Origin of the sequence: Aquimarina besae (genome assembly GCF_042434905.1) — a bacterium.
Classification (GTDB): domain Bacteria; phylum Bacteroidota; class Bacteroidia; order Flavobacteriales; family Flavobacteriaceae; genus Aquimarina.
The window spans coordinates 2,895,379-2,913,202 of the sequence record NZ_CP170199.1 but is presented as its reverse complement, the minus strand read 5'-3'; the positions used below and the strand labels follow the sequence as shown (position 1 = coordinate 2,913,202).

Below are 17,824 nucleotides of genomic sequence, written 5' to 3'. Positions count from 1 at the left end.
ATTTGAAAGTACCTATAATCTCCTTGAAAAAAATAAGGAATAATTCACCATGAAATTAATTCTAAATGCTTCATCATCTTATAATAGCAAAGTGTTAAAATTGACTTATTAAAATGCTAAGAGAATTCTGCGAACACAACAATAACTTTATTGATTCTGGTTAAAAAGTTAATACTCAAAAAAAAGCAATAACAGCTAGCGCTCTCTTTGTCTTTTCTATTTCAAAACATAATCAAGCTTGCTTGGTTCAGGATTAACTGCGTTGATCCTCCAAAGGGATCGGTACTCAAAAAAACCAATAGCAGCTAGCGCTCTCTTTGTCTTTTCTATTTCAAAACATAAACTCAAGCAAGCTTGATTATGTTTTGAAATAGAAAATCCAATTGCTTTCACAATTGGATTTTCTTGGTCGGGTAGAGAGGATTCGAACCTCCGATCTCTGGTCCCCCAGACCAGCACTTTAACCGGACTAAGCTACTACCCGAAATTGGGAGACAAATATAAAAATACTTTTGTTAAACCGAAGGATTATTATTTTGTTCTAATATTTTAATCATTTTAAATGATTTTAATAAGTGAAATAGTCCTGGTAAAATCACAGCCCCTCCAATAATTAAAGAAATTCCTAAAACATTAATCACACTATCAGGCGCAATATTGTTTAATAAACTTACGCTATTAGATTCTGTAATTATGATATTAGGGAAATGAGATACTAAAGCCGCTAATAAAATAAAAAACACCTGTAACCCTGCAAAAAGTCTACTTAACACCCTTCTACCCTTTTTTATGGTAAACCAAAGGGGAATTAATAATAAACCTGAAATAATCATAGAAAAAATCGCATATGGATCTTTTATAAAACCAACAACGAATGCATACTCATTTGTATATCCATATATAAAAGTCAACAAACCCACGACAAATACTACAATAGTAGCAATGGTAGCTTTTCTAACATAAATATTTTCTTTTCCCAGCTCGGATTCTCCTATCAACAAAACTGCTGATAGAAATGCACAAAGAGCAGCAAAAAACAATCCAACTAATATGCTAAAAACATTAAACCACGGTCTTACAAATACTTCATAAAAAGTTAAGGTGCTTACATCATCCGTAAGTTGAATTTTTCCACTGATTAGCGCACCGAAAACCATTCCTAAAAATATTGGGGTAATTAAACTTGATACTTTAAACATGGCATCATATAATTTCTGAGAATTGTCGATTATCGCATCATAATGCCTAAATACAAAAGCAACTCCCCTAAGTGTAACTCCCAATAAAACTATAGTAAGCGGAATATGAAGATTCACAACCAATATATTATAATACGCAGGGAAAGCGATCCATAAAATCACGATCAAAATAATAATCCATATATGATTTGCTTCCCATACGGGTCCCATCACACGGTAAATCGTTTTTTTTGTGATTTTTTGGTTCTCTTTTGAAGAAAATAGTTCTACAATTCCCGCTCCATAATCGGCACCACCTAACACTACATATAGGTACAAAGAGAATATCAAAAAGAACAATACAACATACAGCATAAATCAATTATTTTTCGGAGTTAAGAACTTTAATCTGACGTATCATTAACCAGGTCACAGCGACAGATAAAGTTAAGTATACCACTATGTACGTATAGAAACTAAAAACGATTCCGGGCATTGGAGTAACGGCATCTTTTGTTCGCATGATTTTATGAATGATCCAAGGTTGTCTCCCTACTTCTGTTACGATCCAACCAGCTTCTAACGCTATAAATCCAAGAGGTGCTAAGAAGACAAAAAGCAACCAATACTTGTTACTTTTAAACCATTTTTTCTTTTTTAAAGAAATAAAATATAATAACCCTGCTAACATCAATACACCGCCAATCCCCACCATTGTTTGAAAGGCATAATGGACTATAGGTACATTAGGTCTTTCATCCTCAGGGAAATCATTTAATCCTTTCACCTCAGCATCAAAATCCCCAAATGCTAAAAACGATAACATTCCTGGAATAGCGATTTTATAATTAACCTCTTGTGTTTCGTTATTTACAATACCACCAATATATAAAGGAGCTCCATTTTCTGTATTATAATGTGCCTCCATCGCAGCTAGTTTAACGGGTTGTCTCTCTGCGATGTCTTTTGCCGATATATCTCCACTAATAGGCTGTAATATCGCTGCAACGGCACCAAAGGTTAATGCTATTTTAAAGGCTTTTGTATGTAAGGCTACTTTTCTTCCTTTATACACTTGATAGGCGTGGATTCCTGCTACTGCAAAACCTGTTGCCGTAAAAGCTGCCAAGGTCATATGTAATGCTTGCGTAAACCATGCAGGGTTTAGCATAGCTTTTACAGGATCTATGTTCAGAAACTGTCCATCTATGTAATCAAATCCGCTCGGAGAATTCATCCAGCCATTTGCAGCCACCACCAAAATCCCAGATGCCACTCCGGATAACCCTATAATAACACCTGTAAACCAATGAAATTTTTCAGGTAATTTGTTCCAGCCGTACAAATAAAATCCTAAAGCTATAGCTTCTACAAAGAATGCTGCTCCTTCCAGCGAAAATGGCATTCCTATGATTGGTCCTGCGTGTTTCATAAATTCTGGCCACAACAATCCTAACTCAAACGACAGTGCTGTACCCGAAACAGCACCCGTAACAAAAAAAATGGCAACACCTTTTTGCCAAGCTTTGGTAAGGATCAAGTAAAGTTGATCTTTGGTTTTTAACCATTTATAATGTGATACTACCATAAAAAAAGGCATCACCATACCAATACAAGCAAAAACAATGTGAAATATTAGGGTAAATGCCATCTGGAGTCTTGCCGCATCAAGGTTTTCCATAGAAAATATTTAGAGAAAGATTGGGATTCTAATTACCCTCTAAAGATACGACGCAAAGATGATTTTAAGAAAGAAAAAAGCAGGTGTTTTTTTGATATTTTCAGCACTTAAAATTGAATTTAAATTTGGTATCAAACCACTCGCCTACTTTGTAGTTTATTTCAATGGATTGAAAATTTTATGGTGTTAAGTTTTATTAAATATGAGCTTGATTAACCAAACTTAATTACGGAATCTTTACCTTCGTATATAAGACCAATTTATTATATTAACATCAGCACAAATGGATATCACACTCCTTAGAAAAACTTTAATATCTATATTTCTATGGGGTACGTTTATTTGTTTTGGACAGGAGGCATCGACACTACTACTCGATCGTGCGATTGATTCTTTAGATAATAATCCCACATATTCCTACACAGTATTATCCAAAATTTCGAAGCATAAAAAATATCAGGATTCTATTAGAGCGAAAGCAAAACTTTATTTAGGGAGCTATTTCAATTCTATTGGTGTAGTAGATTCCTCAATGTATTATACCAGAGCGTCTTTAATCCATCTGAGAAACAAAAAATACTTGGCTAAGGCATATAGACTATTAGGATCTAGTTTTCGTAGAAGTGGTCAAATGGATAATGCCATTGAAATTTTATATAAAAGCCTTACGATTTCTGAAGAGATAAACTATAGGGATATGATAGTCAAAGTAAAATCTGATTTAGGTTTACTTTATGCTAATAAGAAAAAATATACTAAAGCAATACAATTTTTAGAAGAAAGCATTGACCAGGCAGAAAATGAGCAGGCCATTTATGGAAATTATGTCAATATAGGAGCTATATATTTCTTTCAGAAGGATTTTGATAATGCTGAACAGTATTTTCTTAAGGCATTTGAAATGATGCCGCCGGACAAAGACCCCAAGGTATCAGCCACAATTGCTCTAAATTTAGGATCTGTGCTTTATGAAAACGGAAAGTACAACCAAGCTATTGAATACTATGAAAAAAGCAAAGAGATAGCCGATAAACACGGTTTTGTAGATAAAAGTTTGAATGCCACAATACATAAAGCACTTGTCGTAGGTATATTGGGAAAACATTCTGAAGCTATTCAAACCCTTAAAAATTCTATAGTAAAAGCTGAGGAAATTTCTAATCTGGAAATACAAAAAAACATCTACGATAATTTAGCCATTGTATACAAAGAAGCGAAGGATTACAAAGCGTCTAATGAAGCCTTAATTCAATATCACGCATTCAGGGATTCATTAAATAATAGGAAACAAAGAAAAGAGATCACCGAGTTGGAAGTAAAATATGAAACTGCTACCAAAGAAAAAGAAATTTTAGAGCTTAAAGAAAATCAGTTATTAAAAGATGCCGAAATTAAAAGACAACGATTATTAAAACGGTTCTATATTTTTGGTTTCATCTTGGTTCTTATTCCAATTCTAGGGCTACTTCTTGTTTACTATCAAAAACTACAAGTGAAAAACAAGTATAATGCTCAAAAAGAAGAAATTAATAAACAAAAAATCACTTCTTTCTTAAAAGAACAGGAATTAAAACTTGCGAATACTTACGTCATTGCTCAAAATGAAGAGCGTAGCAGAATTGCCAGAGAGTTACATGATAGTATTGGTGGTAATCTTGCGGCTATAAAGCTCCAAATGAAAGATATCCAAAAAAATAAGGATATTCAAAATACAATTATCGATCAACTGGATGACACCTATGAACAAGTACGGGAAATATCACACAATCTGATTCCTAAGAAAATTAGTCAGACAGCATTTGCAAACTATATCGCTGATTATATAAATACCATAGAAAAAGTAACAGAACCCGAAATTACCTTTATACCACATCCTGAAGAAAAAATTAATTCTATTGATGATCACCAGAAGGTTGAAATTTTTAAAATCATTCAGGAGTTAATGACAAACGCATTAAAACATGCCAAGGCCAAAGTAATTGAGATTTGTCTAAACGTATATAATGACTCTATCGAAATTATTTTTGAGGATGACGGTATCGGTTTCGATGTTAAAAATACAAATACCGGTATTGGCTTGCAAAATATAAAAAAACGTTTGTCGTTATTAAAAGCAAAAATAGATATTGATTCTGCAATCAATCGAGGAACAGCTATACGGATCGAAATTCCTACTGAACTAAATGACAAAAAAACATAAATACAAGCTAGTAGTGGCTGATGACCATAAGATGTTTCTGGATGGTCTACTCAGTATTATATCTCACGAATCAGATTATGAGATTGTCTACACGGCAAGTAACGGTTTAGATCTAAAAAAGTATCTGGATATTAATACTTCTGAACAGATTGACTTGGCTATTTTGGATATCAATATGCCAAAAATGGATGGAGTTGCTCTTAATCAATATATAAAAGAACATCACCCTGCTATAAAAACACTGATCGTTAGTATGCTATCAGAACCACAAAAAATTTATGAACTAACCCAAGATCAGGTAAATGGCTACATCCCAAAAAATGCTAAAAAAGAAGAGCTTTTAAAGGCCATTGAAACCATCTTAAACGGTAACAACTACTTTTCTGATAGTATTAAAGAAGCCTATACGAAGAGTATCTTTGAGCAAAAACAAAAAAGTGAAATTGTTTTGAGTAAAAGAGAAAAAGAAATACTTCAACTGATTGCTAAAGAATATACAACTCAGGAGATTGCTGATCAACTCTTTTTAAGTAAATATACAATTGAAGGATACCGAACCAGTTTGATTTCTAAGCTTAATGTAAAAAACGTGGTAGGTTTGGCAAAACACGCGATTAAAATGGGGTTGGTGGATTAATTATTTAGCCGACTTGAAACACGCTTTGGAATTTTATCCTCCTTGTCATTTTCACTCATGAGTTGTATATATTTTTGGTAAGCTTTTTTTGCTAAATCGATTTTATTTAACTCCCAATAAGAATCAGCAAGATTTAGATAAGATTGTGAATTCTGATAAGTTCTTAACACAATTCCAGATAAAAAAATTGATTCTAAATAAAATTCTTTGTCTTTTAATTTTTTCTCAAGGATATTATAACTTTCTAAGTTGTTTTCTGAAATAGCGACTTCATTCGAAACAATAGCCAACATTTTTTTGTTTCCAAGAAGATCAAAATTGCATTGCTTATCCAAATTATCAACAAGTCGTTTTAGTGATAACTCATCTGTTTTCTGTAAATTATCTTGGAAATAAACTTGTTCTAGTTTCGATAAAGCTAGTGTATTTAAATTATAATTGTTAATAAATGTTTTGTCAAGATCTGTAGAACCTTCTATAGTAATAGAATTTCTATTACTCCCATAGAAAACTATATTTTTAAGATAAAAATTATTACTGTCACCCTCCTTTATAAAATGATTAAATAAGATATACTCATTACCAAACCTAAAAATATAATTTATATTAAATCCACCACTCGAACATTCCAGCTCAATTTCTGGAAGAGAACCATAACCAAAAGTATTTTCATAAATTTCTATATCTTTTTCAGCAACGATTTCATTCTTTCTCTTAATTATAAGTTTTAAAAGAATTTTATCCGTGTTAAATTCTTGCTGAATTAAAACTTTTGATGCCTTATTAGTTTCACAAGATAAACTTTTATACTCGTTTATACTATTTGAACTTGCAATGACCTCAACGTCATTAACGCTAAAAAAGTGAAAGGATAAACCAATTATCGCTAATATAATACTCGAGAAAATTTTATAAAAATTATGAATTGTTATCATTATCTATTTTTCATTTTGTTGAATCTATCCGCCATATCGGTTCCTCTTCTATTATAACCATAGTGCTCAAGTATTTCGTTTTCATAAACCTGATGGTTTTCCCCCCAAGTTAAAGGATTCTTTGACACATTAGGATTCCTTGTGAAAAAATTATTCAAGGAATTTCCAAGATCATTTCTAACATATGCTGGTCTATTTATATGATGATCTAAAGCAGTCGCTCTTCCTAATCGTGATGTTAAAAAATCACCTAACGTATGAGAATAACCTCTAGGTACAATTGGCAAAACCTTATCTCTTAATCTTGATATAAAATCTTCTATTTGTTTTACTTGAAAATCATTATCATTTACTGCATTAACTATAGGTTCTAGTGGCTTACATTTTATTCTAGAACCGAAAGTAGAGGCATCAAAGCCCTCCCTTATCTTACGCTTTAAATCGCTACCTGTAATTTTTTGAGCATTAGGATCATCCGGATCTTTATAGAACATAGTATTATTCTCGACAGTCCAACCACAATGCTCGAAAAGACATTTATATTTCTCGGGATTTGAATCTTTGAACTCCGCTACTTGAATTGGGAACTCTCCCTGACCAGTCGGATTAACGGTTTTTTGCATCGCTCCAGCCGTTAGTATTTCACTATCATAAGATTGAACTGAGTCAATATTACCTTCGTTTGGAGACATAATTATAAATATATCTTTTTCCATACTGGTAACTATCCCTTTTGAAATTATTTCATTCCATTTAGGGTAATCTTTTAATTTGTAACTACCCTTATATATTGGTCCATATACTTTAACCGTTCTACCATAGCTTGTGCATCTAAACTGTCCATCATACTTTTCTCCACAATCACATTTTTTCAACTTAAAATATGCATTTTCACTCTCATTTAGAAACTCTTCTTCATAATTTTGCTGTTCACCACTAACTTGAACTTTTAACCACAGTAAATCAATTGTTTTAGGTGGTTCGTGAATTATTGGTGTTACTGATGCATCCAGATCATCTGGTCTGGGCATTGGTCGGATACTTGTCTCGACAGCTCCAGATTCATTTGTTGCTGTTTCCACTACCGGCTTAAACTTTTCTTTCCATTCTTCAAAAACAGTATCCGGATCCTCCACTTTGGGACGAAATTTTATTTTAACAACCGCTTCTCCGTTTTCATTAAAAACCCCTTTCAATTGAGTTTTGTTTACTGTTTCATTGGGTTCTTCTGCCTCTAAAGAATCGTATTGGATGACAGTTAAAGGTGTTTCACTTTCCATCAGTAAAAACGGACTCTTTTCAAATATTTCTATGGTGGCTTCTTTATCTTTTAGAGCAAAGCCTTTGACCAAAATGAATGCATCTCCTCCTAAGACCCCTTTATCAATTTTTGCATATGAAATTCTTTCTTCTGTTTTAAAAATTTCGAAAGTTACCGTATCGCCATTAGCATTGCTATAACTATCTTCTGTCAATGCAGCCGTAATTAATTCAATTGCAGTATGCTGGCCGTTTTGTTTCAACTCTGGAGAAACCCTGCCGAAAATGATCTGAGCAATTCTTTTCTTCTGGTCCAGCGTGCTTGTGTTGTTATCTCCTCCAAACGTATAGGTATAAGTACCGTCGGGAATTCCGAATTGTCGGGTTATCTGTTCTGCAAAATATGCATCTAACAAACCTTCTTCTGCTTCATTAGTAGCAAAAGTGGTTTGATTTGCATAATCAGCCCAATTACGATTAATCTCCTCAATTCTTTTTGAGCGAGCCTCTAACAACTGTTTTGTTAGATTTTGTGATGCTTCATCATGTCCACTCATATTAATATCTTTTATTATATAATGATCTTTTTAAAAACAGACTAAACTTACTGTAAAGCCTTATCTTCATAAACCAAACTTTTATCTTCTCTCATTATATCCCATTGCCATTTAAAAAATGAATGCATATTACCTTTAAAAAAATTATCCGCAGCTATTTTGTTTAGATCTGGTTCAAACTGAGTTGGATAATCCATGTAATTATCCGTAAAACCTCTATAAAAAAAGAAAGGTGTATTTAGTTCCTCTTCAAAAGAATGAGGTAATGAAAGAGAATGCCCTATTTCGTGAGGAACGTTGTGAATTTCTGACAATCCCCCGCCAAATATAATACATGCATTCCCCCATTTTACATTGGATACATCCATTTGATCAGCAGTTGCCAAACCTCTCCACTGCAAAGGAGGTAACCCCTCCCGTTCAAGAATCCCGGTAACATTGGTATAAAACATAAATGTTTTATTATGTCCAAATTCTTCAATACCAGTTACTGGTTTATAATGCCCGTATTTATCATACAAACTAACCAAATCATTTAAAAACCCATTTACAGAATCAAACTGAACTCCAATATCTAAAGTTTCTGTAATAAAATCTTCTTTAAATTTCTTTACATCTGGATCGTCATCAGGTAAACCATCAATATCAAAATTATCATCAATAACTTCTGCTTGTATTAAACATTGACCTAAGGATTTATATTTAATTGCCGTCTTATAATTAGGATTCAAACTTGCAGATTTTCCGTCTATAATCACATTAACTGCGATAATACTGGCATTAGCAATTTCACTATTCTTATATACCATAAGTTTACCAACCTCTTCTTTTTCTCCATCTAGTTCTGCGAAAATTTTAATTTCTTCGTGATTTTCTAGTGGCTCGCCATCACATTTTATATTGATTACTTTTTCGGTTACATAAAAATCCTTTGTGGCAGTGCCTAAATCCTTAGTTTGTTTTTTTCCTAAAAGTTCATTCAAGCTTAGTTCAGAAGGAGTGATTATTAGTGAATCATTAGCAGATTCAAAAATGATTTGTGTACCATCACTTTCCAACGGCTCAATTTCTTCAATTTCAATATTCAAATCGACTTCATTAATATGACCATTAGATGCATCGGAAAAAATAGATAGCCACGCTGGATAATACTCTACGCCATAAGGTGTGATAGGATTTACAACATCTTTTATTTTATACTCATTTTTTAGATCTTCTGGATTTTTACAGATTGGCATAAGTTGATTTAAGGAGGTTCCATCATTATCAAATACTACGGTTTCGATAGGATAAATATACTCATCACGCAACCAGTCAAATCCGTATTCTCCTTTATAGTCATCTGGTCTTCTTACATTTACTAGAAACTTTTTTAACACAGCATTCTCGATATCTGGCAAATCTGTAGGAACATCCATTTGCGCAGTATCGTCGATAACTATATCTACTCCTCCTGTACTACAAGATATGGTTGAATCTTCTAGTAACATAAACTCTCCATCGATTTCCACATCGGTTGCAACTCCAGCCCATTGAGTTGGCGAAATCACGCTGGTACACGGTGGTGGATTTTTTCTCCATTTTTTACAAACACCTCCAAAAACAAGATTAGTTTTACCTCGATCGCCATTGGTTGCACAAGGCGTATCCTGCAACTGTACCTGAGTATGTGACACGACTAATGTACCACTACTAGAGCAAAGTGGACAGCTTAAAGTAGCGCCATTTTTAACAAATTGTCCTGCCATTATTATAGTTGAATTATACTAACAGTATTGTGATATTCTTGTCTGCCATATTTTTCTATACTAGAAATTACAGCTCGTTGTAACCAGGACTCAAGTATACCCTTAAAATTATAAGTACCATTTACCGAAACATATTCTTCATTTTTAGGATAATGTGACTGTAATTGCAACTGAACATCTTCTGTTTCCTTTGCTGATTGTAATAGAATATTCTCTTGAGTACTAATTTTTCCATATTTTGTAGATAAATACTGGGATGTGTTACTACAGGAATCGGAGCTATATTTCTGATACATCGATTTTATTAATCCTCCAAAATTATGATACAGAGAGATATCCTTTATGATCTCTTCTTCTGAGTTTAATATAGTATCTGTTTTTAATATGAAACGTTGTATTTGATCCCCCTCATACTTACTTTCAAAATACATTTTTGTTTTATACCAATTTCCCTGTAGCTCTTCCATATTATCTATAGACAAGATTTGCCCTTGATAAGATACTTGTAAATGTAGCTTTTTATAAACTGAAGCTGTTCTTTTTATAATATCCTGCATTGCAAAAGATCCATCAGAAAATCGAAAAGTGTCATTTTCAATCTCAACTTTAACAAAACGAATATATGGCTGATCTTCACTGTATTCGATAGATAAAGAAACTTCCTTTTTACGGGAACAGCGTATATTTACAGAATAATTGATAAAATTCGTACTTTCAATCAAATACTTATTTTTTCCTTCTTTTGGGATATTGAGTTGTATTTCTTTTGTTCTAAAAGTATATTTACTTGATATCATGGACTTGTGTGTTAAAAAATACGTTTATCCTTTACTAATTTTTACATTTCCTCCTCCTTGAAAAGAAGCTGTGGCCCCACAAGCAATTTTCATGTTTCTTTTGCTCTGTATTTCGGCATTTCCACTATTCTGGATCATATCTCCTCCTATGGTGGTTTTCATTTTATTTTCTACGGTGTTTGTATGATTAGAAGAAGAAGTATCGAAATTCTTTTCAGTATAAATTGTAGTATTCCTACCAATATTAAAATTGGCATCTTCTTGAACATTCATTTGAAAGTTCTTCGCATTCAGTGTCATCATTTCTAATGCGGTAATGGTCATATTATTATTGGCTGTATCAATATGAATAAGGTTTTCATTCTTATCTCTTATGGTGATAAACTCTCCTTTATCCGTATCATTAAGTTCAATGGTATGACCACTTCTGGTTCTAATAGCTTTAACATTATTTTTATCGGTTTTCCATCCTGCCGGATTTGCAGCTCCATTGTAAAGTGCCCCCATCACAAAAGGTCTTTCTGCATTACCTCCTTCAAATCCTATCAATACTTCCTCTCCTATTTCAGGAATAAAATGAAAACCTTTTTCCCCGCCCGAGTGGGGTGTCATTATCCGAAGCCAAGGTGTGTATACTCCTAATGGCTTTTGCCAAGCTAATTGCACTTTTATTCTACCTATACCATCAGGATCTGCATTATCTGTAACAATTGCTACTTGTGTTTCGCTTTTAGGTGTCTTAAAAATATTAGTATTTGGGTATATATCCTGATCTACTGCGATTCCCTCAAAATGATTTACATACTTCCCATTTTCTGTAGCGGTGTGTGTTATTTTGATAATTCTGTAAACTCCTTTATCATTATTCTTTTCTCTTATTTTTACTTTCTTCCCTAAACTAACTCCCGGATTATCGCTTTTACCTGTAATGAGAACTTGTTTAATCTCTTCAGCCTTTTTTTGTTCTTTTACAAGTTTACTAAGTCTTTGCTTGGTCTGAGTATCGTTATATGTATTCAAAAAAACCTGAGTCTTATGAGGAAACATTTCTTTACTTTTATTAGACGCGTATCCATTGTGTCCGTTTATTGAGCTTGTAATTTCTGAAGTAGTTACTTCGTGTTTTTCATTATTTAAATAATCATTCGTAAAAAATGAATAACTATTAGACCTTGGATGCAAACTTCTTGAAAACTCCTGCAGATCATATCCATATGTTAGCTGTACCTCATCAGATTCTGATGGTTTACCAAAAACCAGATTCTCTCCATCGTAATAAAACCACTCACCATACTGAGCAGATAATCTACTGGCAAACTCAAAACTGCTTTCTCCTTGTTGTACACAGTAATGTAAAGCATCATTATATCTTGTAGATATAGTAGTATTTAACTTTGAACGATCATACTTTTGAAAAACACTTGAAAGAATTGATTCTAAATTTTCATCACTGAAGGATGCATAATGTGGTCCGTCATCGGTTAATATCGAATTACTTTTGGCCTTAATCAAAATAGAATCTCCCATTGATTGATGGAAGCCATTAGTTACTTTTACTTCAGTAACTACTCCGTTAAATTTAAGCTCTTTATATACATCTACTACATCAAGAGGTGTTACAGATAGAATAATAGTTTGTCCTAAAAAATCATTGCTTTCTTCTTCATTTTGATCAGAAATGTTTTCCAGAACATCCTTTCTACATAACAATTCTAGTGTATGGTGATTATCAATTTCCTGCTGAAGGGTTAGTTCCTTAAATGCCGTGATAGAAATTCCTCCAATAAATAATTGAATGTTAGACTGAAGTGCCATTGCTGAGTTTTAAGATTAATGTGTGTTTACCTTGTATAGAATATCAGAAATTAGCCAATGCTTCTGTGAATAACATATTCATTAATAACAAAATAGATTAAAAGAATATGAAATAGTTCTGTACTTTGGTTATTTCAAATTTAAAAAACAATGCAAGCAAAATCACCCAGATTTCCAGTGGAAATATACCCCTGAAAACAACCCCATTAAACGATGGTTGGATTCTAAAACAACTGTGGTGTACCCATAAATTATGACAATTAGCGCTAAGAAAATAATGACCTAGATAAGGTTAGGAAAGAAAAAACTGGATATAAAATAGAATTTACATCCAGTCGTTAAACGTAATTTGTAAACATAATGTTTGGGGTTTAGTTAAGAGAGTCTATCTGTGAATTGCATGGCTACTCGCTGCTGGTAATTCCTGTAAAAACTTTCTTAAAACGCTCCAATTGATCTTTAATGAAATAAAATTTGTCATGATTTCCTTATTTTTAAATTAATAAACATTTTTTAACTGATATTATAATTGCCCTATCAGTTGCTTAGTAATTTTCAAAACGCGTGCCAAACTTTTGTAAGCAAAACCAAAATATTCACAAAGTATTGGTAATCATTACTTTATATGTTAAAAAATATTTTTAAAAACGACCACACAATATGCATTAAGATATACACCTTGCGCATTTAAATTAAAAAAAACAATACTTTATTGACCACTAATATAGATTCATAAGAGTTATTAGAATCATAATTACTAGGGTAACTCTTTCAAAAAATCTTTGGAAAAAACCTCCCTACTCTTTTCTTATATTTTTTGTATCCCATATATTTTTTGAAGAGCAATTCTTCTTCATAAGAACTTTTGAAATAAAATAAGATGAATAAGCTAATAAAAATTATCATTTTGAAACCGGAACAACTATACAAAGTGTAAAAGAAACAACTGATCAATATGCGAGAATATATAGGATGTCTCGAAAATCTATAAAAGCCATTCTCTATCAAAACTCCATCTTTCAAAGGAGCTGGAAAAGGCGATAATTGATCTCGAAGTTGTAGCATAGAACCAAGAATTATAATTCCTCCTGTTATTGTTCCTATTAAAAAGAGATGACGGATAGAAAAGAAACAAAATATTTTCCAATCATATATTGGAAATACGTACAATAAAAACAAGATAATTTGAATTAATACATAGACGAATCCTTTTTTATCCTTTTGCATAATCTAAAAATAAAAAAAACCTGCCAAGAATAATCACGCTCTTGACAGGTTTTTACTTCAGCAAAATAATTGTCTACTTTACCATTTTCATAACCTTCACTGTTTTATTAGAAGTCATCTTTAGCAGATAAATTCCTTTAGGGAGATTATCAGTATTAATAGTAATTGTATTTGTTTTGGTATCTTTTAATTGTGTGGTATTGGTTTTCTTTCCCGCAAGGTCAAACAATTCTATTCTTATAAAATTATCTTTCATATTTCCTGTAAAAGACAATGTGAGCGATTCATTAAAAGGATTAGGCCAAGCTTTGGCAATTTGTAAATCGTTGTTTGCAGGATCTTTATCAGAGAAAGAAGCTTTAATATCTTCAATTGATGGACAATCACTTGGACAATTATCAAACCATTGGTTATCGTACCATCCGTCTGTGGTTCTAAACAGATCCCCTGTCTGTGCTCCTCCATTGTCATTAAATACAATTCCTACCTCAACAAGTTCATCTATTTTAGAGGAATACCAAGGAGACCCATCGATAGCGTTCATTGGTATACCAGGCCAAGCTGGAGCTCCGGGGATTGCAGCATTTGCATTTTTATCATAGATGTAGATAAATGCTGTATTCCAGGAAGATGGTTTTTTAAAATATACATCAAAAGAAGTGTCTATAATAATTCCAGGACATTCTCCAGGACAGACGTCTGTCCATCCGTCATTATACCATCCATCTTCGGTTCTAAACAAATCATCTGTCTGCGCCCCACCGTTATCATTAAACACAATTCCTACTTCAACGGATTCGTCAATAACATAAGAAAACCAAGGAGAATTGTCCAATGCGGTCATTTCGATTCCTGGCCAAGCCGGAAATCCGGGGATTGCAGCATTTGCATTTTTATCATATAAATAAATATAAGCAGTTGCCCAATTATCCGGTTTTCTGAAGTTTACTGTATATCCTGGTGTATCTTCTATCGAATAAGTTCTAGTTATTATAGAAGAACTTCCTGTACTATTAATCGCTATTGCATTTAATTCGGTAGTTCCACTAGTGGCAACTGTAAATGCTCCTGAGTATAAAATACTAGTTTCGTTAGGTGCAGACCCATCTAAGGTATAATATATCTCTCCTGAGTTTGTAGCACTCATATTTACTACAACGCTTCCGGTATACGTTCCTGAATCAGGAGATACTGTTAATACGGGAGGTTCTGGATCAATTGGACAATCGCTTGGGCAACTGTCATACCATTGATTATCATACCAGCCTTTGTTAATTCTTGTTAGATCATCGGTTTGAGCTCCTCCGTTATCATTAAATACAATACCGACCTGTACATTTTGATCAATAGTATAGGTAAACCAAGGAGTTCCTGGCACGCTTTGCATTACTTCTCCGGGCCAAGCTGGGAATCCAGGTAGTGCATCTCCTGTATTTTGGTTAAATATATAAATATTAGCTGTCGACCAATCCGATGGTTTTTTGAAATAAACATCAAACGGAGTACCATCTCCTATAACATAATCTCTTGAAATTATAACAGACTCATTGCCATTAGAATCTACCGCCAGAGCTTTTACTGTTGTTGTTGAGGCTATGCTAAAGGGAGTTGTATATTGCGTACTTGAAATTGAAGGATCAGAACCATCAATGGTATAGAAAATATCTACAGTAGTCCCTTGAGCAGGCGAAAAGGCCGTTATTTCTACAACTACATCGTCTGTATAAAATCCTGAAGCTGGATTTACAGATAATGTTACCTCATCTGAAACTTCATGAGGTTCTCCTACTAGAACAATTCCGAAAGTAGTTCCAAAAGATACTGTTCCTCCGGTAACCTTTGCAGTGGTGTCAGAAAAATAATCTTTAAGTATTGTTCCATCAGGCCACATTCCATAAACATTAAGTGCTCCAGCAAAATCATTATCCTGTCCTTGAAATACTAATGCCTTATCATTTTCGCCATTACGGTTATATTCACGCTTAAAAATGTATGGCGCATCGCTTAGTTTTTGATGCGAACCTGCACCTATAGAAATATGCTCTCTTCTAAATGTTCCTAATTTTCTCCAATGAAGCAGCATAGCATCATTCATGTTATCCCAATTCATGAACCCACGATACCCGGCATCTACATAAGTTTGAGCATCAAAAAATTCTCTCCCCGATTCATCCCCGTAATAAATCTGGGCTCCTCCTGGAGATAGTAATAATTTTACCGCTCCTTCAAACATATTTCCTCTATAATACTCACTAAAATCATGAGACCTCAAGTAACTAATCATGTTATACTCACCTGGAGTATTGAATCCTCCATCTTGATTAAGCTTTGCTGCAAAAGAACTAAAAATTTCTTCTTGCCCCATCGAATCATAAGCTTCAATAGGTGATCTAAAATTGATCATGCTATTGAATTTACTTACTGTAAAGTCTTCAGGAAGTGGATCATTCGCATTATTCTTAATGTTAAGCGAAGAATCTTCTCCTGTCATATAAAAATCAAGGTCATCCGGTTTTTTGGTAGGATTGTTTTGTTTCCATTCTCTTAATGCAAGGACTGCTTCTTCTTTTAGTTCTTTCCAAACGTCAGCTCTTACATGACGTTCTGTATCTACTCGAAATCCATCGATACCGTATTCTCTAACCCAGTCTGTCAACCATTTGATCAAGTAATATCTTGGAGTTCTTGGTTTATTTGTTCTGGAGAAATATGCATCTAGTTCATCCAGTTCCTGCTGTTTTCTTCCTTCGGCCTCCCACTTATCTAATAACCATTGCGGTAAATCTACTGTACTAAAAGATTCTGTTCTTATATCTGGTAAGCCATAAAGAGATTGTGTATAATCATCACATGGTAACTCTCCATTACTAGGTTTTCCATCTTCCTGACATTGAAATCGTACCCAATCCAAAGGATAATCTTGATCAACAGGTATTCTTTGACCATTTACATCTTTGTAAGTAACGTAACCGCTATGGTTCATCACGATATCTAGTAAAACTCGTATACCATGATCGTGAGCTTCGTCAATAAACTCTTCAAATTGTTCTGCCGAAGTGAAATTAGGATCAAAGGCTGTCCAATCATTCGTATGATATCCGTGGTATGGATAATCATTAAATTCTGTGCCTATATATCCATGTCTATTCTCTACCACAGGAGTTACCCATATTGCGCTAACTCCAAGTTTGTTAAAATATCCCTCTCTAATTTTTTGAGTGACCCCGGGAATATCGCCTCCTTGAAAATCAAGTTCATTAGCTGTACTGTTTTTTTGACGATCAAAGCTCGTATCGTTAGTAGGATCGCCGTTGTTGAAACGATCTGTAATAAGAAAATAAACTGTTAGGTTATCCCAGGAAAATGGAAGGTTTCTTTCTGATTGTGCAATACCTAATTTTGGCAAACATAGGCATAATAATAACCCCAAATAGAGTAATTTTTTCATAATAAAGTTTTAGTTTGTGTGTGTTAATAAAATAAACGGATAAGAAAATCTAAAACCTTGTAGAATTCCCTCAAACGTTGTAATAAATATTTCAAAAAAAAAATGGGATAATATAATAATCAGAAGGTCGTTTTTTGCCGAAAACGTTTGAGTGTTGATATTTTGTTACAAAAAGGTTAAAAAAATGATGAAAGAGTAAAATATTGGCGTGTAAATTGAACTATTATTCAATTTTAAAATCTAAAACCCTTTTATTAAAACTTCATAAAAATACAATTGATTGCTTTAGGTATTCATAAAATTCTTTTAGAGAAAATAGACACCTTATAAACCAATGATTT

11 protein-coding genes and 1 tRNA gene are annotated in these 17,824 nt (G+C 33.3%); 2 read left to right on the top strand and 10 right to left on the bottom strand.

Going from position 1 to position 17,824, the window contains the following annotated elements:
* Positions 1 to 406: 406 nt before the first annotated feature.
* The 3 genes from ACE94K_RS12695 to ACE94K_RS12685 form a co-directional block, all read right to left on the bottom strand.
* Positions 407 to 484, bottom strand: a tRNA-Pro gene (locus tag ACE94K_RS12695).
* A 31-nt stretch (positions 485 to 515) separates the two neighbouring features.
* On the bottom strand, positions 516 to 1,553 hold the full coding sequence (locus tag ACE94K_RS12690) for a cytochrome d ubiquinol oxidase subunit II (protein ID WP_378172724.1): 1,038 nt from the start codon (positions 1,551 to 1,553) through the stop codon (positions 516 to 518).
* A 7-nt stretch (positions 1,554 to 1,560) separates the two neighbouring features.
* Complete coding sequence (locus tag ACE94K_RS12685; RefSeq protein WP_378172721.1) at positions 1,561 to 2,859, bottom strand: cytochrome ubiquinol oxidase subunit I; 1,299 nt, start codon at positions 2,857 to 2,859, stop codon at positions 1,561 to 1,563.
* 283 nt (positions 2,860 to 3,142) lie between these two features.
* On the opposite strand from ACE94K_RS12685, the gene ACE94K_RS12680 reads away from it, so the two are divergent.
* Together ACE94K_RS12680 and ACE94K_RS12675 are read left to right on the top strand one after the other, a co-directional pair.
* Positions 3,143 to 5,059, top strand: a complete 1,917-nt coding sequence (locus ACE94K_RS12680; protein WP_378172719.1) for a tetratricopeptide repeat protein — start codon at positions 3,143 to 3,145, stop codon at positions 5,057 to 5,059.
* Entirely contained in the window at positions 5,043 to 5,696 is a 654-nt protein-coding gene (locus ACE94K_RS12675) for a response regulator (protein ID WP_378172716.1), read from the top strand. The genes ACE94K_RS12680 and ACE94K_RS12675 overlap by 17 nt, the downstream gene beginning before the upstream one ends.
* Here ACE94K_RS12675 and ACE94K_RS12670 read toward each other — a convergent pair.
* From ACE94K_RS12670 to ACE94K_RS12640, 7 genes are all read right to left on the bottom strand, one after another.
* On the bottom strand, positions 5,693 to 6,631 hold the full coding sequence (locus ACE94K_RS12670; RefSeq protein ID WP_378172713.1) for a hypothetical protein: 939 nt from the start codon (positions 6,629 to 6,631) through the stop codon (positions 5,693 to 5,695). The genes ACE94K_RS12675 and ACE94K_RS12670 overlap by 4 nt on opposite strands.
* The gene (locus ACE94K_RS12665; protein ID WP_378172711.1) at positions 6,631 to 8,448 is read right to left on the bottom strand and encodes a hypothetical protein; all 1,818 of its coding nucleotides are present in this window, start codon (positions 8,446 to 8,448) and stop codon (positions 6,631 to 6,633) included. The genes ACE94K_RS12670 and ACE94K_RS12665 overlap by 1 nt, the downstream gene beginning before the upstream one ends.
* A 47-nt stretch (positions 8,449 to 8,495) precedes the next feature.
* Positions 8,496 to 10,196 (bottom strand): DUF4280 domain-containing protein, encoded by a 1,701-nt coding sequence (locus ACE94K_RS12660; protein WP_378172708.1) that lies wholly within the window; start codon positions 10,194 to 10,196, stop codon positions 8,496 to 8,498.
* A 2-nt stretch (positions 10,197 to 10,198) separates the two neighbouring features.
* Positions 10,199 to 10,993 (bottom strand): hypothetical protein, encoded by a 795-nt coding sequence (locus ACE94K_RS12655; protein ID WP_378172706.1) that lies wholly within the window; start codon positions 10,991 to 10,993, stop codon positions 10,199 to 10,201.
* 24 nt (positions 10,994 to 11,017) lie between these two features.
* On the bottom strand, positions 11,018 to 12,808 hold the full coding sequence (locus tag ACE94K_RS12650; RefSeq protein WP_378172703.1) for a type VI secretion system Vgr family protein: 1,791 nt from the start codon (positions 12,806 to 12,808) through the stop codon (positions 11,018 to 11,020).
* Between the two features lie 771 nt (positions 12,809 to 13,579).
* A complete protein-coding gene (locus ACE94K_RS12645) occupies positions 13,580 to 14,035 on the bottom strand; it encodes a methyltransferase family protein (protein ID WP_378172701.1) in 456 nt (151 codons plus the stop codon).
* A gap of 73 nt (positions 14,036 to 14,108) precedes the next feature.
* On the bottom strand, positions 14,109 to 17,483 hold the full coding sequence (locus tag ACE94K_RS12640) for a starch-binding protein (protein ID WP_378172698.1): 3,375 nt from the start codon (positions 17,481 to 17,483) through the stop codon (positions 14,109 to 14,111).
* Between the last annotated feature and the right edge of the window lie 341 nt (positions 17,484 to 17,824).